At 57.1% G+C, this 22,201-nt stretch carries 20 protein-coding genes, 1 tRNA gene, 1 pseudogene and 1 riboswitch; of the genes and pseudogenes, 20 read left to right on the top strand and 2 right to left on the bottom strand.

From position 1 onward, the window contains the following. Window positions 1–242 precede the first annotated feature (242 nt). Window positions 243–2,099 carry an oligoendopeptidase F gene (gene pepF, locus CD000_RS06285; protein ID WP_096225226.1) on the bottom strand — a complete coding sequence of 619 codons (1,857 nt, stop codon included), beginning with the start codon at window positions 2,097–2,099 and terminating at the stop codon, window positions 243–245. Between the two features lie 151 nt (window positions 2,100–2,250). Here pepF and CD000_RS06290 point away from each other — a divergent pair, with 151 nt between their 5' ends. Next, window positions 2,251–4,407, top strand: a complete 2,157-nt coding sequence (locus tag CD000_RS06290; protein ID WP_096225228.1) for a DNA topoisomerase III — start codon at window positions 2,251–2,253, stop codon at window positions 4,405–4,407. A 183-nt stretch (window positions 4,408–4,590) separates the two neighbouring features. On the opposite strand, the gene CD000_RS06295 is transcribed toward CD000_RS06290, so the two are convergent. Next, a complete protein-coding gene (locus tag CD000_RS06295) occupies window positions 4,591–5,472 on the bottom strand; it encodes a glycerophosphodiester phosphodiesterase family protein (protein WP_198962490.1) in 882 nt (293 codons plus the stop codon). A 174-nt stretch (window positions 5,473–5,646) separates the two neighbouring features. On the opposite strand from CD000_RS06295, the gene CD000_RS06300 reads away from it, so the two are divergent. From CD000_RS06300 to CD000_RS06395, 19 genes and pseudogenes are all read left to right on the top strand, one after another. Continuing rightward, window positions 5,647–5,718 (top strand) — tRNA-Gln (locus CD000_RS06300). 238 nt (window positions 5,719–5,956) lie between these two features. After that, on the top strand, window positions 5,957–6,442 hold the full coding sequence (gene rraA, locus CD000_RS06310) for a ribonuclease E activity regulator RraA (protein ID WP_060788108.1): 486 nt from the start codon (window positions 5,957–5,959) through the stop codon (window positions 6,440–6,442). Between the two features lie 58 nt (window positions 6,443–6,500). Further along, window positions 6,501–6,694, top strand: a riboswitch (cobalamin riboswitch). 185 nt (window positions 6,695–6,879) lie between these two features. Continuing rightward, the gene (locus CD000_RS06315; RefSeq protein WP_011231300.1) at window positions 6,880–7,278 is read left to right on the top strand and encodes a (2Fe-2S) ferredoxin domain-containing protein; all 399 of its coding nucleotides are present in this window, start codon (window positions 6,880–6,882) and stop codon (window positions 7,276–7,278) included. After that, on the top strand, window positions 7,279–8,022 hold the full coding sequence (locus CD000_RS06320; protein WP_096225233.1) for an energy-coupling factor ABC transporter permease: 744 nt from the start codon (window positions 7,279–7,281) through the stop codon (window positions 8,020–8,022). A 4-nt stretch (window positions 8,023–8,026) separates the two neighbouring features. After that, window positions 8,027–8,320, top strand: a complete 294-nt coding sequence (locus tag CD000_RS06325) for an energy-coupling factor ABC transporter substrate-binding protein (protein ID WP_011231298.1) — start codon at window positions 8,027–8,029, stop codon at window positions 8,318–8,320. Beyond that, the gene (locus tag CD000_RS06330) at window positions 8,304–9,029 is read left to right on the top strand and encodes an energy-coupling factor transporter transmembrane component T family protein (protein WP_096225235.1); all 726 of its coding nucleotides are present in this window, start codon (window positions 8,304–8,306) and stop codon (window positions 9,027–9,029) included. The genes CD000_RS06325 and CD000_RS06330 overlap by 17 nt, the downstream gene beginning before the upstream one ends. After that, entirely contained in the window at window positions 9,026–9,823 is a 798-nt protein-coding gene (locus CD000_RS06335; protein ID WP_033005386.1) for an energy-coupling factor ABC transporter ATP-binding protein, read from the top strand. The genes CD000_RS06330 and CD000_RS06335 overlap by 4 nt, the downstream gene beginning before the upstream one ends. 64 nt (window positions 9,824–9,887) lie before the next feature. After that, window positions 9,888–11,669, top strand: a complete 1,782-nt coding sequence (cobJ, locus tag CD000_RS06340; RefSeq protein ID WP_096225236.1) for a precorrin-3B C(17)-methyltransferase — start codon at window positions 9,888–9,890, stop codon at window positions 11,667–11,669. Window positions 11,670–11,706: 37 nt separating this feature from the next. Beyond that, window positions 11,707–12,531 carry a sirohydrochlorin chelatase gene (locus tag CD000_RS06345; protein ID WP_096225238.1) on the top strand — a complete coding sequence of 275 codons (825 nt, stop codon included), beginning with the start codon at window positions 11,707–11,709 and terminating at the stop codon, window positions 12,529–12,531. Between the two features lie 22 nt (window positions 12,532–12,553). After that, window positions 12,554–13,330 carry a precorrin-6A reductase gene (gene cobK, locus CD000_RS06350; RefSeq protein WP_096225240.1) on the top strand — a complete coding sequence of 259 codons (777 nt, stop codon included), beginning with the start codon at window positions 12,554–12,556 and terminating at the stop codon, window positions 13,328–13,330. A gap of 114 nt (window positions 13,331–13,444) precedes the next feature. Further along, window positions 13,445–14,092: a precorrin-8X methylmutase gene (locus tag CD000_RS06355; RefSeq protein ID WP_011231292.1), complete on the top strand. Its 648-nt coding sequence runs from the start codon at window positions 13,445–13,447 to the stop codon at window positions 14,090–14,092. Between the two features lie 6 nt (window positions 14,093–14,098). After that, on the top strand, window positions 14,099–15,217 hold the full coding sequence (locus CD000_RS06360) for a cobalt-precorrin-5B (C(1))-methyltransferase (protein ID WP_014195897.1): 1,119 nt from the start codon (window positions 14,099–14,101) through the stop codon (window positions 15,215–15,217). Beyond that, window positions 15,183–16,388, top strand: a complete 1,206-nt coding sequence (cbiE, locus tag CD000_RS06365; protein WP_096225242.1) for a precorrin-6y C5,15-methyltransferase (decarboxylating) subunit CbiE — start codon at window positions 15,183–15,185, stop codon at window positions 16,386–16,388. The genes CD000_RS06360 and cbiE overlap by 35 nt, the downstream gene beginning before the upstream one ends. Further along, on the top strand, window positions 16,385–17,086 hold the full coding sequence (cobI, locus tag CD000_RS06370; RefSeq protein WP_011887473.1) for a precorrin-2 C(20)-methyltransferase: 702 nt from the start codon (window positions 16,385–16,387) through the stop codon (window positions 17,084–17,086). The genes cbiE and cobI overlap by 4 nt, the downstream gene beginning before the upstream one ends. Continuing rightward, window positions 17,083–17,856 carry a precorrin-4 C(11)-methyltransferase gene (gene cobM, locus CD000_RS06375; RefSeq protein ID WP_096225244.1) on the top strand — a complete coding sequence of 258 codons (774 nt, stop codon included), beginning with the start codon at window positions 17,083–17,085 and terminating at the stop codon, window positions 17,854–17,856. Before cobI ends, cobM begins: the two co-directional genes overlap by 4 nt. A gap of 1 nt (window position 17,857) precedes the next feature. Then, a complete protein-coding gene (locus CD000_RS06380; protein WP_096225245.1) occupies window positions 17,858–19,042 on the top strand; it encodes a cobalt-precorrin 5A hydrolase in 1,185 nt (394 codons plus the stop codon). Further along, a complete protein-coding gene (locus CD000_RS06385) occupies window positions 18,988–20,355 on the top strand; it encodes a cobyrinic acid a,c-diamide synthase CobB (RefSeq protein ID WP_033010019.1) in 1,368 nt (455 codons plus the stop codon). Before CD000_RS06380 ends, CD000_RS06385 begins: the two co-directional genes overlap by 55 nt. Beyond that, window positions 20,348–21,859, top strand: coding sequence for a cobyric acid synthase (locus tag CD000_RS06390; protein WP_096225247.1), 1,512 nt, complete (start codon window positions 20,348–20,350; stop codon window positions 21,857–21,859). Before CD000_RS06385 ends, CD000_RS06390 begins: the two co-directional genes overlap by 8 nt. Further along, window positions 21,837–22,157 (top strand): annotated as a pseudogene (locus CD000_RS06395) (transposase); the annotation flags it as partial. The gene CD000_RS06390 and the pseudogene CD000_RS06395, both read left to right, overlap by 23 nt. Window positions 22,158–22,201: the final 44 nt, after the last annotated feature.

Below are 22,201 nucleotides of genomic sequence, written 5' to 3' on the forward strand. Positions count from 1 at the left end.
GGCGCGGGACACCTCTTTCATGTATAGATGCAACAAAGAAGTTTAACATATCCTTGACAGAAAAGTGGTTTGCCCATTTTTGACTGTCGAAGGCAAGCCATAGGCTTGCCCCGTCACGCCAAGGCGTGACGGAAGACCGAACAACCACCTGCTTCACAGACCCATATATGGGTCTTTAAGCGGCGTTGTTCGGTCGCCTGACAGTCGATAAAAGCTGCAAATGGTAAATCTTCAAATTGCATCTATATAGACCGCTGACGGTTTTGGCTTGGCAGCTGTCGATCGAGTTCGTCAACGAGTTCGGCGAAATGACCTAAGACCCGCTCGATCGGTTCGGGGCTTGTCATATCCACTCCGGCTCGCTTGAGCAGACGGATCGGATCATCGGATGCGCCGGAGCGCAAAAATTGTTTGTACCGCTTCACCGCCTTGCCGCTTGCATCGGTTTGGATGCCGCTCACAATGGTGTACGATGCGGCGAGCGAAGTGGCATATTTGTATACATAAAAGGCGTCATAAAAATGCGGGATGCGCAGCCAGCCGCGCGCGGCGCCGGGATCGGCGGCGTACGCCGGGCCGTAATACGTTTTCAGCAGGCCAAGCCAAAGCTGGTTCAGTTCGTCCGCTGTCAGACTGCCGCCTTGGCGCACTTTGTCATGAATCATCCGTTCAAATTCGGAATACATCACTTGCGTGTACAACGTGCCGCGGATTTGCTCGATTTGTTCGACGAGCAGGCGGAGTTTTTCTTCTTTTGTTTTCGCCTGTTTGTACAAATAATCGAGCATGAGCCATTCGTTCGCGGTCGAGGCGACTTCGGCGGTGAAAATCGAATGACCGGAATAATGGTACGGCTGCGCGCGGTTCGTGTAGACGGAATGCATGGCGTGCCCAAGCTCGTGAGCCATCGTCAATACGCCATCAAGCGAACCGTTGTAATTGAGCAAGATGAACGGATGGGTGTCATACGCTCCCGTGTTGTAGCCGCCGGTATATTTTTTCGGGCGCGGGAAGACATCAAGCCATCGCTCTTGAAACGCTCGGTGCACCTGTTTGATATAGTCGGCGCCGAGCGGCTTGAGCCCTTCGACAATGAACGTTTTCGCTGTTTCAACTGGGATCGATTTCGCCGTTTCGCCGACAAGCGGCACGTACAAATCATAGCTGTGAACGCGGTCAAGCCCGAGCGCGCGCCGCCGCAATTCGATATAGCGGTGCAGCGCCGGCAAATGGCGGCGGGTGGCGGCGATTAAGTTGTCGAACACTTCCTTCGGGACATCGTCGGCGGCCAGCGCGGCGGCCAGGCCGGATGGATAGCGGCGCACGTTCGCATACAATTCGTCCGCTTTGACCGAGGCGTACAACGTCGCCGCGGCGGTCTGCTCGAGCGCCTCATAGCTTTTCGCTTTCGCTTCAAACGCCGCCTTTCGATAGCGGCGGTCCGGGTGCTCGAGCATGGCGGCGTATTGGTCGTCGGTCAATGTCACTGTTTTTCCATTCGGCATCGTGACAGACGGCGGCTCGTAATCGCCGCGGACGGCGTGGTCATAAATGTTCTCCGCCTCGCCGAGCACCGGCGATAGTTTCGCGAGCAGCCGTTCTTCGCGTTTCGTAAGCGTATGCGGCTTTTGCTCGCGCAACTCATGGAAGTAATAGCGGTACGCTTTCAGTTCTTTGCTCGTTTGGAGCTTCTTGAGCGTCCGCTCGGGTAGGGCGAGCAGTTCCGGCTCGATGAACGCTGTTTTCGCCGCATATTGGGCGGCGAGCGCTTCCACTTTTGCCCCAAGCCGGGCCGCTGCCTCGTCTTCAATGTTCAGATCGCGTTTTAAATGGGTGTAAAGCGACAGTTTTTCGAGCTTGCGGGCCGTTTGTTCGTTGAGGGCGAACAGTTTGGCGATCGTCTTTGCATCATCGAGTTTTCCTTCAAACGCCGCCAGTTTCGGCAAGGCGTTTTGCACCGCCTTGTAGTCGTGCATCCACTCGGCTTCGGATGGATAAATGTCGGCTAGGTTCCATTCGTATGCGGTTTCGGCGGCTGATGCCGGCCATGGGGAGGCGAAAAGAAGCACAGCGGCGAGCCCAAGAAGCCAGCGCTTCATATCATCACGTCCTTTCCGTTTTTTCCTCTTGTTGGTAGTATGCGCAAGCGGAACGATTTTAGCCAAAAATAAAGAAAGGGAGACAATCAATGGAACGAATTCAGTCTTACAAAGCTCCATGGGGCATGATGTGCCGTAAGGGGAGAGGACGATGAAGGTCATTATCGCGGAAAAGCCGGACCAAGGGGCGACGCTCGCCTCGATTTTTCGGACGAAAAAACGGCAAGGCTATATCGAAATTTTGCCGAATGACTTGTTTCCCGACGGGGCGTATATGACATGGGCGATCGGGCATTTGTTCCAGCTCGCCCCGCCGGAGCGGTATCGGCCGGAGTGGAAGCGGTGGACGCTCGGCACGTTGCCGATCATCCCGGAACGGTTTGAGTATGAGATCGAAAAAGCGAAGGCGAAACAGTTCAAGGTTGTGAAAGAATTGCTGCGAAAGCCGGAAGTGACGGAAATCATCCATGCCGGCGACGCGGGGCGCGAAGGGGAGCTCATTGTGCGCAACCTCATCCGCATGAGCGGCGTCAACAAGCCGATCAAGCGGCTTTGGCTGTCGTCCTTGACCCCGAAGGCGATCGAGGAAGGGTTCCGCCGCCTGCTTGATGAACGGACGACGCGCCCGCTCTATGAGGAAGCGTACGCCCGCGCCTGCGCGGATTGGCTCGTCGGCATGAACGCCTCGCGCGTGTACAGCCTCTTGCTGAAGGAGCGCGGGATGAACGATGTGTTTTCCGTCGGGCGCGTGCAGACGCCGACATTGGCGCTGATCGTCCGGCGTGAGCGGGAAATTGAGCAGTTCCGCCCTGAACCGTTTTGGGAAGTCGTCGCCTCGTTTGTCATTGGCGACAAGCGTTATGAAGGAAAATGGACGGATAAAAACGGCCAAACGCGTCTTGGGGACGAGGAGATGGCGAAAAAGATCGCTGCCTTTTGCCAAGGAAAACGGGCGGAAGTCGCCGACGTCCACACAGAGCGGAAAACGTATCAGCCGCCGCTGTTGTTCAACTTATCGACGCTGCAAGCGACAGCGAACAAGTTGTACCGCTTCTCGCCGAAAAAGACGCTTGATGTGCTGCAATCGCTCTACCAAAAAGGGATCGTTTCGTATCCTCGTTCCGATTCGATGCATGTGACGAAAGGGGAAGCGGAAACGTTTCCCGCCATTTTGCAAAAGCTGTCCTCGTTTCCGGCGTACGCTTCGTATTTTCCGCTGCCGCAGCCGTCGATTTTACAGAATAAACGTTATGTAAACGAGAAAAAGGTGACGGACCATTACGCCATTATCCCGACCGAGCAAGTGGTGGATCCCGAGAAGCTGTCAGCCGACGAACGGAAGGTGTACGATTTGGTCGTCCGCCGCCTAATTGCCGCCCACCATCAGGCGGCGGTCATCGATTATACGACCGTCACGACGCTCGTTGACGGCCGGGCCCGCTTTGTTTCGAAAGGAAGACAAGTCGTCGAGGAAGGATGGCGCGCCGTCATCCGTCCGCATGAGGAGGAGAAAGATGCTGCGCTGCCTCTCCTTGAGCGAGGGGAGGCGGGGGAAGCGGCCGCTGTCAAGGTGAAAGAAGGGAAGACCGAGCCGCCGAAACGGTATACAGAAGGCGAACTCATCACTTTGATGAAAACGGCGGGAAAATTTTTGGACGATGAGGAACTGGAAAAAGTGCTCGCCAAAACGGAAGGGCTCGGCACGGAAGCAACAAGGGCGGCGATCATTACCATGCTGAAAGAGCGGAAGTATATTGAAGTGAAAAACAACCTCGTATATGCGACCGACAAGGCGAAAGTATTGATCGAGGCGCTCGGCGGCACGATTCTCGCCTCGCCGGAAATGACGGCGAAATGGGAGCAGCGCTTAAGCGAAATCGGCGAAGGGAGCGCCTCTCCCGCTGCCTTTATGGAACAGGTGAAAAAGTTGGCGCAAAAAGTGGTCGCTGACGCCATCGCCGCCGCGCCGAATTGGAATTTCAGAGGGGTTGACACCGCCTCGATCCAACGGACAAGGAAGAAAAAAACGATGGGCGAGAAGCTTGGACCGTGCCCGCTTTGCGGCGGGACCGTCGTCGACAAAGGAACGTTGTACGGCTGCGACCAGTACGCGAAAACAAAATGCCCGTTTACGATTTCCAAACGCATTCTCGGCAAATCGATTTCGGCGGCCAATGTGAAAAAACTGCTGGCGCAAGGGAAAACGAATGTCATCAAAGGGTTTAAAAAAGGCGAAAAAACGTTTGACGCCATCCTTGTCTGGGATGAAAACGAGAAGAAATTATCGTTTCAGTTTCCGAAGCGGTGACAAGGGCGGGGGAGGAAAGGATGGAGCGCTTGGACAAAAGGCGGACCGATGGCGGACCGCCGATCTGACCTCCTTTTTCTCAAATGATACACCGAATCGGGTCAAATGGGAACGATTTTCGTTTTTATTAACCATGATAACATTATGTAAACAATAAGCTCCCCCTGGCTCCCTGAAGGCGGGTCAATGACGGGGCAAACGACGGCAGGCGGCAATGCGGCCAGGGCGGTCTGGATAATCGGTGAACACACCGTCCACGCCCATGGCGCATAGGCGAGCGAGATCGTGTGGTTCATTGACGGTATAGACGTGAACCATGAGCCCACGGCCATGGGCGGCGCGCACCCACTCTTCGGTGACGGCTGAGAGCGGCAAGCCGATGCCATCGGCATAGACGGCGATTTGTTGCAACAGCTCGTCGCGGCCACTTCGCGCTTCCTTTTCGCCGACCAATTGAATGAGCGGGACGCCGCGCGGGATGAGCGGGCGGAGCGCCTGCAAACTTTCTGGATGGAACGATTGAAACATGACGCTTCCACGCTGGAGAACGCCGTGTTTTTGCAATAGGCGGGCGACCGCCCGTTCGATGCCGGGCTGTTTCGTTTCGACGTACAACGGAACGTTTACACGTTCCGCTTTCAGCATCCGAACCACCTCATCAAGCGTCGGAACGCATTCGCCGGCAAAGCGTGGATCGAACCACGATCCGGCATCCAATTTTTTGAGCTCACGCAATGAAAAATCGCTGACCCGCCATGGCGACCGGTGCGGGTAAACCGTTTCGACATTTGTCGTCCGGGCGAGCGTCGCATCATGCAGGGCAACGAGCTTCCCGTCTTTCGTTGCGCGCACATCGACTTCGATATAATCGGCATTCATGCGGGCGGCGAGGCGGTAGGATGAGAGCGTATGCTCCGGCGCGTGTCCGGACGCGCCGCGGTGGGCGATGACGGTGGTTTTCGGCTGGCTGGGTGGCTGCCAGGCAGCCGCGGCCGCTAAGACGATCGGCAGCGATAACAAAAACAATGCGCAAAGATAGAAGCGAAAAACCGTGATCCGGCGCATAGACATCTCTCCCCTTCCAGTATCATATCGGAAAAACAAGTGCGAGAGAAAACGAGGGGATATAGCAGGGAAAGGGTGCTTGTACCGATAGTGTCGCACATCAAGCAAAAGAATATTCAGGTTGATGCATAACGTGCACCATCATGCCGCATACTGTAAACGACAACAAAACGTTGGGCTATAGCCAAGCGGTAAGGCAACGGACTTTGACTCCGTGATGCGCTGGTTCGAATCCAGCTAGCCCAGCTGAATCGCCGGACGGGGTCCGCTCGCCCCGGCGGCCAAAACGGCTTCCGCCATGTTGTGCGGGGCCGTTTTTTCGTTCGCCGGAAAGCGGGGACGAGAACATCTTTTTATCGTTTTCAGCGGCTCCGCAAGGACACGCATCCGATGCCCGAGCAGAAGCAGCGCCGCAAAAAAATGTGGTGTCGGCAGGATTTTGACGAATGGTGGCGAATGAAAAAAAACGAAAGGGGAGAGGATCATGAAAACAGCTGATTTATGCGATCAATGTTTAGATGAGTTGCAAGTGTGCGAACTTTCGTTTCAATCGTACGGCGGAAAACGGATGTTTTCCGGGCCGATCGCGACGGTCGACGTGTTTGAGGACAACGTCCTTGTCCGTGAAGCGCTCGAGACGGTGCCGCCAGGGACGGTGCTCGTGGTCGATGGAAAAGGCTCGCGCCGCGTGGCGCTATTAGGCGACCGGTTGGCGCAAATCGCCTGCGACCGGGGGCTTGCCGGCGTCATCATCCACGGCTGCATTCGCGATTCGGCGGAAATCGGCCGCATGCCGCTTGGGGTCATGGCGATCGGCACGTGCCCAGTGAAAAGCAAAAAAGAAGGAAAAGGCGCCCGCGACGTTGTGCTCGAGTTCGGCGGCGTCCGCTGGGAGCCGGGCGCATACGTGTACGCCGATGCCGACGGCGTTGTCGTCGCCCGCGAAGATTTGTCGGCAAAAAACGGTTGACGCCTGCCATCAAGTTGTACTACGATGAGAACGGATGCTTGTTCCATGACAAGATCAATAGGCGAGAAACAAACAAGGTGCCTAAGCCTGCTCTAGGGTTTGGGTGAAAAGGGAAGCCCGGTGAAAATCCGGCACGGTGCCCGCCACTGTGATGGGGAGCTTTGCGGCAGCAAGTCACTGAAGGATGCTTCGGGAAGACGCCGTCAAGCGATGATCCTCAGTCAGGAGACCTGCCTTGTTTGGATCGGACGGATGCCTACGGGACTATAGGCAGACGTGCGGGAGAATGATGGCTGCATTGGGCCTGTTTGGGCCGTTTACGGCTTTCGTATACATTTTTCTGCACCTCTGCTGTAGAGGTGCTTTTTCTTTTGCCGAAAACCTGCCCGTCTGTCTGCGCCTAAATTCTATCATTCTAGCCAAAAAGGGGGGATTCGGTGGCGACATGGGATTTGCGGGGAATGAAGCATCATGTGCTCATTTGCAACGGAGGGACGTGCCTCCGCCATGGCGGGGATGATGTGACAACGGCGGTGCGCGAGGAGATCGCCCGTCTCGGGCTTGACGACGCTGTCCATACAACAAGGACGCGCTGCAACGGACGATGCCAAGACGCGTGCGTGATGATCGTCTATCCGCAAGGCATCTGGTATCGACAGATGACGCCGGAGCGGGCGAAGGAGGTTGTGCGCGCCCATTTGGGTGAGGGGGTTCCGATGCGGGAGTGGGCGACGTATGAATACGAAGGCGAATTGGTGTTGACGCCAGCCGGCGAACGGGAGGCGCCAAGCGGAAAACGGAAAACGGAACATGCTGCGAAAGGAGTGAAGGGATAAATGAAGAGAGCGGTTCGATGGAGCGGAATGGCGGCTTTGTTCGTTTCTTATTTTTTGTTGACGAATGAAAATGAAGCGTATGCCATGCACATTATGGAAGGATTTTTGCCTGTCAAATGGGCGCTGTTTTGGTGGCTGTTGTTTTTGCCGTTCTTTGTGTTCGGATTGCGGCGGCTTGTGCATACGCTGAAGCAGCACCCCGAACATAAGCTTCTGATGGCGTTAGCTGGCGCGTTTACATTTGTATTGTCGGCGTTGAAAATTCCATCCGTCACCGGCAGCAGCTCGCATCCGACCGGGATCGGCTTCGGCTCGGTTTTGTTTGGACCATGGGTGATGGTGGTGATCGGCACAGTCGTTCTTCTCTTTCAAGCGCTGCTTCTTGCCCACGGAGGAGTGACGACGCTTGGGGCCAATGCGATGTCGATGGCGATCGTCGGCCCGTTCGTCGCGTACGGAGTGTATCAACTGTGCCGAAAAGGGGGGGTATCCAATCGAGCGGCTTTGTTTCTTGCCGCTTGTTTGTCTGATTTGGCTACATATGTCATGACGTCCCTGCAGCTTGCCCTGGCGTTTCCGTCTCCTGATGGGGGAGTCACCGCCTCGTTTTTGAAATTCGCCGGCATTTTTGCCATTACTCAAGTGCCGTTGGCGGTGACGGAAGGCATCATAACGGTAATCGTCTGGAACTGGCTTTCCTCCTATCAAGCTTCTCCGCTGTTCCAAAAGGAAAAGGGGGCGTAATGCGATGAAGAAAAATGGCTTGCTCGTGTTGCTGGCTGCTTTGCTTGTCATCATTCCTCTTTGGTGGGCGCGCGGATCGGAATTCGGTGGAACGGACGATCAGGCGGAAAAAGCCATTCAAACGCTCAACCCGCATTACCGGCCGTGGTTTGAGTCGATCTTCACCCCTCCAGGCGGCGAAGTCGAAACGCTTCTGTTCTCGCTGCAAGCCGCGCTTGGCGCCGGCGTGATCGGCTACGTCGTCGGGTTGTACAAAGGGCGTTCGGAGCGGAAAAACAGCCATGATTCGCGAGTTTGACCGTTGGGCGTATGACAACCGGCTGCGGGCATGGCGGGCGGAGTGGAAGCTGATCGTGGCGTTTGTTATGCTTGCCGTTGTCATGATGGGCGGCTGGCGCGAACAATGGCTTGTGCTCATCGGAATGGCGTATTGGATTGTCGCTCGTGCACGAGTGCCGTTTTCCGTGTATGGAAAAGCGATGCTCGCCGCCTCCGTTTTTTTAGGGCTCAGCCTGCTGACGCTCGTTGTGTCCGTGTCGGTTCCTTTTCAAATAACTTTCATCGACAGCCAGCTGCAGCCGGCTGCAAAGCTCGCCGTCCGCTCCCTTGCCGCCTGGTCGTGCTTGTTTTTCCTTCTCATTACGACGCCGGCGCCGGACTTGATTGCGGTGCTGAGGCGAATGCGGCTGCCGGCGGCGCTCGTGGAACTTTGCTTTCTTATGTATCGCTTTATCTTTTTGCTCGAGCAGGCGGCCGCAGAGCTAATGCTGGCGTTGCGGGCCCGCAGCGGGGGAACGCATTGGCGGCATGGCGGGATGCTGATGTACCAACTATGGATGAAAACGTGGCAGTCGTATGAAGCGTTCAGCCGTTCGCTTGCGGCGCGTGGAGGCGTCGCGTCGGCTGGGCATACGCATCATCGGGAAAAAGCGCATGTGCCTCTTGTCGATGTTGCGGCCGGCATCATCATGGCCTTGTTGCTTGGGTGGGCATGGCGGAAAGGGTGAAAACGTTGCTGCTGCGAATGGAACGAGTGAAATACGCTTATCAAGCAGAACGGTACGTGCTGAATGGGATTGATTGGGAAATTCCAGAGCGAAAAAAATGCGCCTTGATCGGGCCAAACGGCTGCGGCAAAACGACGTTGTTTCTTCATTTGAACGGGCTGCTGCGGGCGCAGGAAGGAGCGGTGTATTGGAAAGGGCGCAACATGTATGAACGCGGAGCGGATTGGACGCAATGGCGGCGTGAAGTCGGCATCGTCTTTCAAAACCCGGAGCATCAAATCCTCGCCCCGCTCGTGCGTGATGAATTGGCGATCAGCTTAGTCCATGCCGGAATCGATCGAGAAAAAATGGGGGAGGCGCTTGCCGCGATTACGGCGGAATACCACCTTCAATCTTGGCTGGACCGCCCGACCCATCAATTCAGTCTCGGACAGAAAAAATGGCTGACGCTCTGCTGTACGATGGCGGCCAAGCCGGACTTGCTCGTATTGGACGAACCGACCGCCTATTTGGATCAGCATCAGACAAAGCAGTTTCTCAAACAAATTGACGCCATTCACCAGGCGGGGACGACTGTGTTGATCGCCACCCATGACATGGATTTCGTCTGGCAGTGGGCGGATGTCGTCGCGGTCATGCACGAAGGACGGATCGTGATGCAAGGGGCACCCGAAGACGTATTCGCCGACCGCCAGCGGCTGTTGGACATTCGCTTGGATGTTCCGCTGTTCGTGCGGCTTTGGCAAGCATGGCGGCCAGAGGAAAAGATCGTCCCCCGATGTGTTGCGCCGTGAAAGGGACATGAGCGGCGAATGGAGTGTGAAAAATGGGTGCTAGTCGGCAAAAGGAGGGATCATGATGAGCGGCAAATTGCTCATTGTCGGCTTCGGCCCGGGAAGCGTCGACCATATGACGAAACGGGCTCGGGAAGCGATTGAAGAAAGCGACGTCATCATCGGCTACAAAACGTACATTGAACTTGTGCGCGATCTCATTGCTGGAAAAGAGATCATTAGCACGGGCATGACCGAAGAAGTGAGCCGCGCCCAAGCGGCGGTGAAGTGGGCCGAGCGCGGCAAAACGGTTGCCGTCATCTCCAGCGGCGACGCCGGGTTGTACGGCATGGCGGGGCTCGTGTATGAAGTGTTGATCGAAAAAGGGTGGACGAAAGCGAGTCCGATTGAAGTCGAAGTCATCCCCGGCATTTCCGCGATTCATTCGTGCGCGGCGCTGCTTGGCGCCCCGATTATGCACGATGCCTGTACGATCAGTTTGAGCGATCATTTGACGCCGTGGGAGCTGATTGAAAAGCGGATTGACGCCGCGGCGGCGGCCGATTTTGTCATCGCGCTGTACAACCCGAAAAGCGGGCGGCGCACTCGGCAGATTGTGGAGGCGCAGCGCATCCTGCTTCGCCACCGGTCTCCGGAGACCCCGGTCGGTCTGGTAAAAAGCGCGTATCGCGAGCGTCAGCATATCGTCCTCACCGACTTGGCGCATATGCTGGACCATGAAATCGGCATGTTGACGACGGTCATTATCGGCAACTCGACGACTTTTGTTTACGATGGGCTCATGATCACGCCGCGCGGCTACCAGCGCAAATACCAGTTGACTGCCGCCGTCCAGCCGCTCAAGCCGCATGAGCGGCTGCGCAAAGAGGCGGAGCCATGGGCGCTCGACCAGACGAAGCCGCTGAGAGAGCCGGACGAAGAAAACGGAGAAGCGTTTCGGCCGTTTGCCGCGGCTGCCTCCGCTTTCGGCGACAAGAAAGACCGCGGTTTTGCCGCCGTAGCGGTTTTGCCGCCAGCTGTGGACGCGGCCGCGAAGGAAGCTGGATTGGCGCCGGCAGCTTCCGCTTTTCCGCTGCCGGAGGAGCCATTCGTCCAAACGGAAAACCGGCCGTCATCCGCTCTGTTGCATCGGGTGAGAGAAACAGCGGAGGACGCGCTTGCAGCATTGGAAAGAAGAACGACAAAGAAGGCGTCCGCCGTGCTGTTCGAAGCGGCAGTGAGCCCAGGGGTGGCCAACAAGCAGTTTACTCCGGAGCAGCTCATCGCGCTTGCCGAAGCGGTCGGACCGGACGGGAAAATGACGTACACGCCGGATCATTATATCAAAATCGAGCGGGTGACAGAGGATCCAAAAGGGCTTGTCGATCGGCTCGCTGCTGTCGGACTGATGGTAATGCCGGTTGGTGATGTGCTGACGGTGAAGGCATGCGACTTTTGCGATGGAGAGAAAAAAGACGCGATTCCATATGCCGAGGAATTGGCGCGGCGATTTGGGGGCATGGCGCTGCCGAAAGAGTTGAAGCTTGGCATCAACGGCTGCGGCATGGCATGCTACGGCGCGGTGCGCGAAGACATCGGGCTTGTGTACCGGAAAGGGAAATTTGACTTGTTTTTAGGCGGGAAAACGGTCGGCCGCAACGCCCATCCTGGCCAGCTCGTTGCGGAAGGCATCCCGCCGGAAGAGATGGTGGCCATTGTGGCGGACATCATTGAACAGTACAAAGAACATGCTCATCCGAACGAACGATTTCATAAGTTTTTTGCCCGCGTGAAACAAATCGGCCGCTTTTCGTACGAGGAGGCCAAGACGGCGGCGAAGATCGAAACGCCGGCATGCGGTGAGTAACCTCGGATGGAGCGATATAAAAGAGAGGAGAGCGAATATGAGAGCCATTTTGTTTGTCGGCCATGGAAGCCGCGACCCGGAAGGAAATGAGCAAGTACAGCAGTTTGTCGACCGCCTGCGGCCGCGTCTTTCTGCTTCTTTCCATGTTGAAACGAGTTTTCTAGAGTTTGGCCATCCGTCGATCAGCGAAGGAATCGCGCGGTGCGTTGAGGCCGGAGCGGCGGAAGTGGCGGTCATTCCGCTCATTTTATTGCCGGCTGGGCATTCGAAGCTGCACATCCCGGCGGAAATCGATGAGGCGAAAGCGCGCTATCCGCACATCATGTTTCGATATGGACGGCCGATCGGCGTTCATGAGCAGACGTTCGCGATTTTGCGCGAGCGTCTGCAAGAAATCGGCGAGCGGCCGGAAGAGCCAGACGACGGCACAGCGGTCATTTTGCTCGGTCGCGGCGGGAGCGACCCGGACGCGAACAGCGACTTGTATAAAATCGCCCGCTTGTTTTGGGAACAAACGGGCTATGCGCTCATCGAGCCGGCGTTTATGGGGGTGACGACGCCGTCGCTTGATGACGCCGTCCGCCGCTGTCTCATGCTTGGGGCGAAGCGGATCGTCGTTTTGCCGTATTTTTTGTTCACCGGTGTGCTCATCAAGCGGCTTGAACAGCAAGTGGCGCAATACCGCCTCGATCACCCGCACGTCTCATTTGCGCTGGCCGATTATGTCGGCTTTCATCCGAAACTGATCGATATCGTGCTTGACCGCCTGCAAGAAGTGCTCGATCAAACGGTGGCGATGAACTGCGATGTCTGTCAATACCGGCTGCACGTTTCTCACCATCATCATCACCATCATCACTAAAAAACAAAAAGGGGGAGCGCTGATGATTTTGATGTTGGCAGGGACGAGCGATGCCCGCGAATTGGCGGTGATGATCCAACAAGCTGGCTATTCGGTCACGGCGACGGTCGTCACCGATCACGCGGCCGAACAGCTTCGGTCATCCGGCATTCGCGCCTATGTCGGCCGCTTGGATGCGTCCCAGCTTGCCGAGCTGGCCAAAGCCGAGGGAGCCAAAGCGATTGTCGATGCGAGTCATCCATTTGCGGAGGAGGCGTCGAAAAACGCCATGCAAGCGTCGGCCGCTGCCGAATTGCCGTACATCCGCTATGAGCGGCAGGCGTCTTCGCTTTCATCCGAGAAGGTGACATTTGTCGATAGCTATGAAGAAGCCGCCGAGCTGGCGGCGGAAAAAGGCGGCGTCGTGATGCTGACGACCGGCAGCAAAACGCTCGACATTTTCGCCGCCAAACTGCTCAATCGCCCAAACGTGAAGGTGATCGCCCGGATGCTCCCGAGAAAAGACAATTTGGACAAATGCGAGCGTCTTGGGTTTTCGCAAGAGCAGATCGTCATGATGCAGGGGCCGTTTACCCAAGAGCTCGACCGGGCGCTGTACCGTCATTTCGGCGTCACGGTCGTCGTCACGAAAGAAAGCGGCAAAGTCGGGTTTGTGGATGAGAAAATCGCCGCCGCCGAGGAGCTCGGCATCGAGGTCATCGTCATCCGCCGCCCGCGGCTGTCATACGGCATCGTGCACCACGATTTTGCCGGCGTGCTCGAGGCGTTGAAGCAGCATGCACCGCTTCCGACGGCGTAAACGGATGGACATTCCTCCATGCCGCTGGGTAAAGCGCACACGTAGTGTCAAACAAAATAGATTTGGCTAGCGGGAGTTCCCTGAACATCAAGCGAAAAAAGGAGCGAGTGAAAGATGGAGTTTCATACCACGTTTCGTCCGGCCACCGTCCAGCCGGAACAAATTGAAGCGCGAAGTTTTCAAATCATTGATGAAGAGATCGGCGAGCATTCATTTACGGAAGAACAATATCGAATCGTTCAGCGCGTCATCCATGCATCGGCTGATTTTGAGCTTGGCAAAAGTCTTCTTTTCCACCCGGATGCGATTCGCTCAGGCATTGATGCCATCCGCAGCGGCAAGCTTGTCGTCGCCGATGTGCAAATGGTGCAAGCCGGCGTCAATCAAGCGCGGTTGGCGAAGTTCGGCAGCGCGGTGCGCGTCTATATTTCTGATGAAGACGTGATCGCTGAAGCGAAACGGTTGAATACGACGAGGGCGATTGTGGCGATGCGCAAAGCGGTGAAAGAAGCGGAAGGCGGCATTTTTGCCATCGGCAACGCTCCGACTGCGCTGTTGGAGCTCATTCGCCTCATCAAAGAAGGAGAGGCGCGGCCGGGATTGGTGATCGGCTTGCCGGTCGGATTCGTCTCGGCGGCGGAATCGAAAGAAGAATTGGCGAAGCTCGATGTGCCGTTCATCACCAACCGCGGCCGCAAAGGAGGAAGCACCGTGACCGTCGCTGCCTTGAATGCTTTATCGCTGCTCGCCGAGCGAGCGTGACGAACGATGGAAACGAAAAAAACGCTGCGTGAAGGGTATACGACCGGATCGTGCGCGACAGCGGCAACGAAAGCCGCGCTCACGGCGCTCATCACTGGCCAAGTGCAGGCGGAGGCGACGATTCGGATTCCGATCGGGCGGGTCGTCACCTTTTCACTTGCCTCTTGTTCGTTCGATGGCGAAACGGCGACGGCCTCGGTCGTGAAGGATGGCGGCGATGACCCAGATGCGACGCACGGTGCGCTCATCGTTTCCACTGTCTCATGGGCCTCGTCGCCGGGCGTTCATATCGACGGCGGGGAAGGGGTCGGACGTGTCACCAAACCCGGCTTGCCGGTGCCGGTCGGGGAAGCCGCGATCAATCCAGTGCCGCGGCAAATGATCCGCGAAGCCGTCAATGAAGTGCTGGCGCAATACGGTCTACATCGCGGGGTGAAGGTCGTCATTTCTGTGCCCGGCGGCGAGGAAATCGCCAAAAAAACGTTGAACCCGAGACTAGGCATCATTGGCGGCATTTCGATTTTGGGGACGCGCGGCATCGTCGTTCCGTTCTCCACCGCCGCCTACCGGGCGAGCATCGTGCAGGCGCTTCAAGTGGCGAAAGCGAACGGCTGCCGCCATGTTGTCATCACGACCGGGGGGCGGAGCGAGAAATACGCCATGCAAGAATATCCACATTTGCCGGAAGAAGCGTTTATCGAAATGGGCGATTTTGTCGGCTTTACGCTGAAACAATGCAAACGGCTTGGCATCAAGATGGTGTCGATGGTCGGGATGATGGGGAAATTTTCGAAAGTCGCTCAAGGAGTGATGATGGTGCACTCGAAAAGCGCCCCGGTCGACTTTGGCTTTTTGGCTGCCATCGCCGAGCAGGCAGGTGCTGGCCCAGAACTGGTGGCTGCGGTGCGCGGCGCGAATACGGCGGCGCAAGTCGGCGACATGATGCAAGAGGCCGGTTGCATGAAGTTTTTCGAGCTTTTGTGCGAAGCGTGCTGCCAGGCGGCGCTTCACGAAGTGGGAGGCGGTCTGACGGTGGCGACGTCCATTTACACAATGAACGGACAACAATTAGGAAAGGCGGTGCAGACCGATGGGGACGATGAAGTTGATCGGTGTGGGTGCTGATGGGCAAGCAAGTCTTCCTGAGCTGTATCGACGCTGGATTGATGAAAGCGAGCTGCTTGTCGGCGGCGAACGGCAGCTGGCGATGTTTCCTGAATACAAAGGAGAAACGATCATCATCCGCCGCGGACTGGCGGAGCTGGTGGAGCGGCTCCGCCATGAGACGCGCAACACGGTCGTGCTTGCTTCCGGCGATCCGCTCTTTTACGGCATCGGCAGCTATTTGGCCGGCAAATTGCCGATCGACGTGTATCCGGCCGTCAGCTCAGTGCAATGGGCGTTTGCGAAAATGGGCGAGTCTTGGCAAGACGCGGCGTTTGTCAGCGTCCATGGCCGGCCGCTCACCGGTTTGGCTCAGCGGGTCGACGGGCGGCGCAAAGTCGCCATCTTAACCGATGAGACGAACTCGCCGGCCGCCATCGCCCGCTATTTGCTCGAGTACGGCATGACGGAATATGAGGCGTTTGTCGGCGAGGAGCTCGGCGGGCCGAATGAGCGCTGCCGCTTGTTTTCGTTGGAAGAGATGGCGGAAGCCGAGTTTCTTCCATTAAATATAGTCATTTTGCGGCAGACAGCGCCAAGCCCGGTTTGGCCGTTCGGCATTGAGGATGACGAGTTTTTTCAGCGCAAGCCGGACAAAGGATTGATTACGAAAAAAGAAATCCGAGTTTTAAGTCTAAGCTCCTTGCGCTTGCGCCCGGACAGCGTCGTCTGGGATATTGGAACGTGCACCGGTTCGGTGGCGATTGAAGCGGCGAAAATCGCCCGCGACGGCGCCGTGTTTGCGATTGAAAAAAATGAACAAGATATCGAACTTTGCCGGCAAAACTTGCGCAAATTCCGCGTCGATATCACACTTGTGCACGGCAGGGCGCCCGATCGGCTCGATGAGTTTGCCGACCCGGACGCCATCTTTATCGGCGGCACGTCAGGGGCGATGGCGCCATTGCTGGATGTGTGCTGCCGCCGCTTGAAACGAAACGGGCGCATCGTCATCAATGCGGCGACGATCGAGACGCTGGCCGAAGCGAGCCGCGAGCTCGGCGAACGCGGGTTTCATGTCGATATCACGCTCGCTCAAGTGTCGCGAAGCAAGCCGATTTTGAACTTGACGCGCTTTGAGGCGCTCAATCCGGTGTACATCATAGCCGCGAAGCGGGAGGGAGAGAAATGACGGGAACATTATATGGCATCGGCGTGGGCCCAGGCGATCCGGAGCTGATGACTGTCAAGGCGTACCGCCGCCTAAAAGAGGCGGAGGTGATCGCCTATCCAAAAAAAGGGCGGCAAAGCAAAAGCTATGCCGAACAAATTATCGACGCGTATTTTGCGCCGGAGGAAAAACGCCGGCTTGGGCTTCATTTTCCGATGACAAAAGACGTGGCCGTGCTTGAACCAAAATGGAACGAAGCAGCCGACGCCATTTGGGCGGAACTGTCGGCTGGGCGCGATGTGGCGTTTGTCACCGAAGGCGATCCGCTGTTGTACAGCACGTTCATCCATTTGATGCATGTGATGGAGCGACGCTATCCAGACGCGCCGATCGAAGTCGTCCCCGGCGTCAGCTCGGCGAACGCCGCCGCCGCCCGGCTTCGCCTGCCGCTGGCGGACGGCGATGAGCAAGTGGCGATCGTGCCGGCGCGTGACGACTATGAAGCGATGAAAGCCGCGATTCTTGCACATGATTGTGTCATCTTTTTTAAAGTAGCAAAAGTGATCGACTTGATGATCCGCCTCCTGCGCGAGCTCGATTTGCTTCATCGGGCGGCAGTGGTGACGAAAGTGACGTCAAGGGAAGAAGTCATTTGGGACGTTGAGCGGCTCGAAGGGGCAGAACTCGAATATTTGACATTGCTGGTGGTGAGAAAGTGAAGCTGTATATCATCGGAGCGGGGCCGGGAGCGCCGGATTTGATCACCGTTCGAGGAGCGGAGCTGTTGGCCGCGGCGGACGCCATTTTTTACACCGACTCGTTAGTGAGCGAAGAACTGATTGAGCGTTACCGGAAGCCGGAGGCAGAGGTGTTTCATACAGCCGGCATGCATTTGGAACAAATGGTGGCGATGATGGCCGACAAGGTGAGGCAAGGCCGGCTCGTCGTCCGCGTGCATACGGGTGATCCATCGATTTACGGGGCGACGCTCGAGCAAATCGCCTTATTGAAAGGAGAAGGAATTGAAGTCGAAATCGTCCCCGGTGTCAGTTCGGCGTTTGCGGCCGCGGCCGCGGTGCAGGCCGAGCTCACCGTCCCCGAATTGACGCAGACGGTCATTTTCACCCGCGCCGAGGGGCGGACGCCGGTGCCGCCGCGTGAGAAATTGCAGGAGCTGGCCCAGCATCATTGCACCCTTGTCCTTTTTTTAAGCGCGACGCTTGCCAAAAAAGTAAGCGCGGCGCTCCTTGACGCGGGCTGGAGCGGTGATACGCCTGTCGCGATCGTCTATAAGGCGACATGGCCGGATGAAGTGGTGATTCGTTCCACCGTTGCCACAATGGCTGACGATATGCGGCGCTATGGCGTGACGAAGCACGCCATCATCTTAGCCGGCTGGGCGCTCGATCCGCATATTCATGGACAAGGCTATCGGTCGAAGCTGTATGACCGGACGTTTACGCACGGATATCGAAAGGGGGAGGCGTAAGGTGGGGGATGTTGCCATAAACAACGAAAGGAACGGCGTCTATGCGGTCGTGGCCATTACGAAACACGGGGTCGAGATCGCCCGCCGGCTCGGCGGCGCGCTAGTTGGAGCGGACGTGTATTATACGGAGAAATTCGCCCGCGGCGATGAAGCCGAGCACGGGATCCGCTTGTTTTCCGGCAACGTGAAGACGTTGCTGCCGGAGCTGTTCGCCCGCTACGACGGGCTCATTTGCATCATTTCGCTCGGCGCGGTCGTCCGGATGATCGCTCCATTGCTGAAAGATAAAAAGACCGATCCGGCGGTTGTCGTCATTGATGATAAAGGAGAACATGTCATCAGCGTATTATCCGGCCATTTAGGAGGCGCCAACGAACTGACGCGGCGTGTGGCCGCCATATTGGGCGCCCGCCCGGTCATTACGACCGCTTCCGATGTGCAGCAGACGATCGCTGTTGATCTATTCGGCCGCGAATTCGGCTGGGAATGGGAGTCGGATGACAACTTGACGCCGGTGAGCGCGGCTGTTGTCAATGAAGAACCGGTCGCCATTGTGCAAGAGTCAGGAGAACCAAATTGGTGGCCGGCGGGCCGCCCGCTGCCAAAAAACATCACCGTGTACGGCTCGATCGCGGAGGCGCTGGCCGCCCGCCCGACGGCGGCGCTTGTGGTCACTCACCGGCTGCTTGCGCCGGAAGAAGAAGCGATTTTGCAAAACGGCGTCTTGTATCGCCCGAAAGTGATCGCCCTTGGCATCGGCTGCAACCGCGGCACATCGGCTGACGAAATCGAAGCGGTCATCCGCGAGACGCTCAATGAGCTGCGCTTTTCGCTCAAAAGCGTCAAAGCGGTGTGCACCATTGACTTGAAAAAGGATGAACAAGGCCTTTTGGAGGTAGTCAACAAATATCGATGGGAATTGGTTGCATATACGCCAGAAGAGCTGAACACGGTGCCGATCGAAGCGCCGTCGGAGACCGTGTTTCGCTACACCGGCGCCTACGGGGTGAGCGAGCCGGCGGCGAAATTGTACAGCGGGGCCGATCGAATGGCGCTCGTGAAAAAGAAATCGGGCAACGTGACGATTTCGGTGGCACTGATCGATCACAGACGCAGAAAGGAGAGCGAGCCATGCGACGGCTTGTCATCGCTGCGCCAGGAAGCGGAGCCGGCAAAACGACTGTAACGCTCGGCTTGATGGCGGCCATGAGGCAGCAAGGATATACGGTGCAAGGGTTTAAATGCGGACCAGACTACATTGATCCGACGTACCATACGGCGGTCACCGGCCGGCCGGCGCGCAACTTGGACAGCTGGATGGCCGGCCGTGCGAACGTGCGCCAAATGTTGGCGAACGGCTGCCAAGGGGCGGATCTCGCCATCATCGAGGGGGTGATGGGGCTGTTTGACGGCAAGCAGCCGCTGTCTGATGAAGGATCGACAGCCGATATTGCGGCATTGACGGAAAGCCCGGTGCTGCTTGTCATTGACGCCGCCGGCATGGCCCGCAGCGCTGCTGCCATCGTCCGCGGGTTTCAAACGTTTCACCCCAACGTCCGCATTGCCGGCGTGTTTGCGAACCGCGTCGGCGGCGAAGGGCATTTCCGGCTGATTCAGGCGGCCATCGAGCAAATGTGCGGCATCCCGGCGGTCGGTTATTTGCCAAAAGACGAGGCTCTGACGTTGCCCGAGCGGCATTTAGGGCTCGTACCGTCGGTGGAGCGCGGCGAATTGGATGCTTTTTTTGCCGCCCTTGGGGAAAAAGTAGCGGAAACAGTCGATTGGGAGGCGCTGCTTCAAATCGCCGAGTCCGCTCCGCCTCTGGAGGCGCCTGCGCCGCTTGTCCAGCCAAGCCGGACGTATCCGGTTCGCATCGCGGTGGCGAAGGATGCCGCCTTCCACTTTTACTATCCAGAAAACTTGGAGATATTGGCCGCCTATGGCGCGGAACTTGTTTATTTCTCCCCGCTCGCCGGCGAGCCGCTTCCGGAAGGCGCCGACGGGCTGTATATCGGCGGCGGCTTCCCGGAGGAATTTGCCGCTGAGCTGGCGCGGCAGACGGCGGCGAAACAGTCGATCCGGGCGGCGATTGAATCCGGTTTGCCGACGCTGGCTGAGTGCGGCGGATTTATGTTTCTCACTGAACAGCTTGTGACGACGAGCGGGGAGGCGTACGACATGGTCGGCGTCATTCCGGGGCGGGTCGTCATGCAGCGGACGCTGGCGGCGCTTGGGTATCGCGAAGTGCGCGGGCGGAAAGGGAATTTTCTATTGCCGGAAGGAGAAACAGCGCGCGGACATGAATTCCATTATTCGGTGTACGAACCGCGGAGCGAGATGCCGTTTGCTTATGACACGAGCGGCCGGAAAGGAACAAAGCCGGACGGTTGTCTAATGCACCGGCTTGTCGCCGGCTACGTCCATTTCCATTTCGCGTCCGCCCCGGCGATGGCTGAACGATGGCTCGCCGCATGCGAGCGGGTGAAACGCGATGGCTAGAGCGCTGCCGATTATGTTTCAAGGCACCCATTCTGATGCCGGCAAAAGCGTCATCGCCACCGCCTTTTGCCGCATGTTTGCCCAAGACGGCTGGAAGACGGCGCCGTTTAAGTCGCAAAACATGTCGTTAAACTCATATGTAACGCCGGACGGGAAAGAAATCGGCCGGGCGCAAGGCATTCAGGCGGAAGCGGCCGGAGTGGCGGCGCGCGTCGAGATGAATCCGATTTTGATTAAGCCAAGCCGCGATCACGAGTCGCAAATCGTCGTGCTTGGCAAACCGTATGCCAATATGCAGGCGTTCGCCTACCGAAACGAGTTTTTCGATCAAGGGCTGGCCGTCATTCGCCAGTCGCTTGAAACGCTGATGAACGAATACGACCGGCTTGTCATCGAAGGAGCGGGAAGCCCGGCGGAAGTGAATTTAAACGACCGTGAGCTCGTCAACATGCGCATCGCCCGCCTCGCCAACGCTCCGGTCGTGTTGATCGGCGATATTGAGCGGGGCGGGGTGTTCGCGAGCCTCGTCGGAACGCTGTCGCTGCTTGAGCCTGAGGACCGAAAGCGGGTCATCGGCGTCATCATTAACAAGTTTCGCGGCGATGTGTCACTGCTTAAACCGGGGCTTGATTGGTTTGAGCAGCACACCGGTGTGCCGGTGCTTGGCGTCGTTCCATATTTGCCTGATTTGACGATCGATGCGGAAGATTCGCTGTCGCTTGAGCGGTTTGCTTCATCTGTCGGGGGAGAGGAAGCGATTGACATCGCCGTCATCCGCTATCCGAAAATCGCCAATTTCACCGATATCGACCCGCTTTTGGCCGAACCGGACTGCCGCGTCCGGTTGGTGACGCACGCGGGTGAACTCGGCGAGCCGGATGTGATCGTGCTTCCCGGCAGCAAAAACACGATCGAAGACTTGATTTATATGAAGAAAAGAGGACTCGCTTCCCGCATTGTGTCGCTTGTCAATGAAGGAAAAGCGAGGGTCGTCGGCTTATGCGGCGGCTACCAAATGCTTGGCGCCGTCATCCGCGATCCGTATGGAGTCGAGACGCCGCTTTTGGAAGTCAAAGGGCTTGGGTTGCTGCCGATGGAAACGACGCTTGAGCGGACGAAAATCACGATCCGTTCCGAAGGAGTGCTTACATGGGGCGGAGAGCGATTTGCCGTGCAAGGATACGAAATTCATATGGGCCGCTCGGCGCCGCTTTCTGGCTATGCGCCGCTTATTGAGGCGGACGGCCGTCATGAAGGGGCGAAGCACAGTGATGAGCGGGTGCTGGGCACGTACATGCACGATTTGTTTCATAACGATGCGTTCCGCACCGCTTTTTTGAATGCTATTCGCCGCGAAAAGGGAGCTCCGTTGCACGGCGCTGTATCGTTTCACACCCGTAAGGAAGCGATGTTTGACCGGCTTGCCGCCCATGTCCGCGAGCATGTCGACGTCGGACGGATCGAACAGATGATGCGTCAATTTGGCTGTCGCGATCACAGTTGAAGTCCAACAACGGGAAGACACCAAGGCAATGGGCGTTGATTTGGGACTTCGTTATATCGCCGTTGCCAGCATTGGAACGAAATCGTTGTTTTTCAAGGACAGCCAATGCGCTTTCATTCGCCGACGATATGCGGCTTTGCGGCGAACGTTGGGCAAAGCGAAGAAGCTCCATATGATTCGCACAATCGGCCGTAAAGAGTCCTGCTGGATGAAGGATATAAACCATAAAATCAGCCGTCAAATCGTCCGTTTTGCCCTCACCAACGGTGTTGGCATGATTCGGATGGAAAAGTTGACGCGTTCCCTCAATCATAGGCGAGAAAGGAGGAAGCGCCTATTCCC

Source organism: Geobacillus sp. FJAT-46040, assembly GCF_002335725.1.
Classification (GTDB): domain Bacteria; phylum Bacillota; class Bacilli; order Bacillales; family Anoxybacillaceae; genus Geobacillus; species Geobacillus thermoleovorans.

What these genes read in the sequence shown, in the direction of transcription:
- cobK (WP_096225240.1), top strand. Translation starts at nt 12,554, where the DNA reads ATGATTTTGATGTTGGCAGGGACGAGCGATGCCCGCGAATTGGCGGTG.
- CD000_RS06290 (WP_096225228.1), top strand. Translation starts at nt 2,251, where the DNA reads ATGAAGGTCATTATCGCGGAAAAGCCGGACCAAGGGGCGACGCTCGCC.
- CD000_RS06360 (WP_014195897.1), top strand. Translation starts at nt 14,099, where the DNA reads ATGGAAACGAAAAAAACGCTGCGTGAAGGGTATACGACCGGATCGTGC.
- rraA (WP_060788108.1), top strand. Translation starts at nt 5,957, where the DNA reads ATGAAAACAGCTGATTTATGCGATCAATGTTTAGATGAGTTGCAAGTG.
- CD000_RS06320 (WP_096225233.1), top strand. Translation starts at nt 7,279, where the DNA reads ATGAAGAGAGCGGTTCGATGGAGCGGAATGGCGGCTTTGTTCGTTTCT.
- CD000_RS06325 (WP_011231298.1), top strand. Translation starts at nt 8,027, where the DNA reads ATGAAGAAAAATGGCTTGCTCGTGTTGCTGGCTGCTTTGCTTGTCATC.
- CD000_RS06330 (WP_096225235.1), top strand. Translation starts at nt 8,304, where the DNA reads ATGATTCGCGAGTTTGACCGTTGGGCGTATGACAACCGGCTGCGGGCA.
- cobJ (WP_096225236.1), top strand. Translation starts at nt 9,888, where the DNA reads ATGAGCGGCAAATTGCTCATTGTCGGCTTCGGCCCGGGAAGCGTCGAC.
- CD000_RS06390 (WP_096225247.1), top strand. Translation starts at nt 20,348, where the DNA reads ATGGCTAGAGCGCTGCCGATTATGTTTCAAGGCACCCATTCTGATGCC.
- pepF (WP_096225226.1), bottom strand. Translation starts at nt 2,099, where the DNA reads ATGAAGCGCTGGCTTCTTGGGCTCGCCGCTGTGCTTCTTTTCGCCTCC.
- cbiE (WP_096225242.1), top strand. Translation starts at nt 15,183, where the DNA reads ATGGGGACGATGAAGTTGATCGGTGTGGGTGCTGATGGGCAAGCAAGT.
- cobI (WP_011887473.1), top strand. Translation starts at nt 16,385, where the DNA reads ATGACGGGAACATTATATGGCATCGGCGTGGGCCCAGGCGATCCGGAG.
- CD000_RS06345 (WP_096225238.1), top strand. Translation starts at nt 11,707, where the DNA reads ATGAGAGCCATTTTGTTTGTCGGCCATGGAAGCCGCGACCCGGAAGGA.
- CD000_RS06385 (WP_033010019.1), top strand. Translation starts at nt 18,988, where the DNA reads ATGCGACGGCTTGTCATCGCTGCGCCAGGAAGCGGAGCCGGCAAAACG.
- CD000_RS06295 (WP_198962490.1), bottom strand. Translation starts at nt 5,472, where the DNA reads ATGCGCCGGATCACGGTTTTTCGCTTCTATCTTTGCGCATTGTTTTTG.
- CD000_RS06355 (WP_011231292.1), top strand. Translation starts at nt 13,445, where the DNA reads ATGGAGTTTCATACCACGTTTCGTCCGGCCACCGTCCAGCCGGAACAA.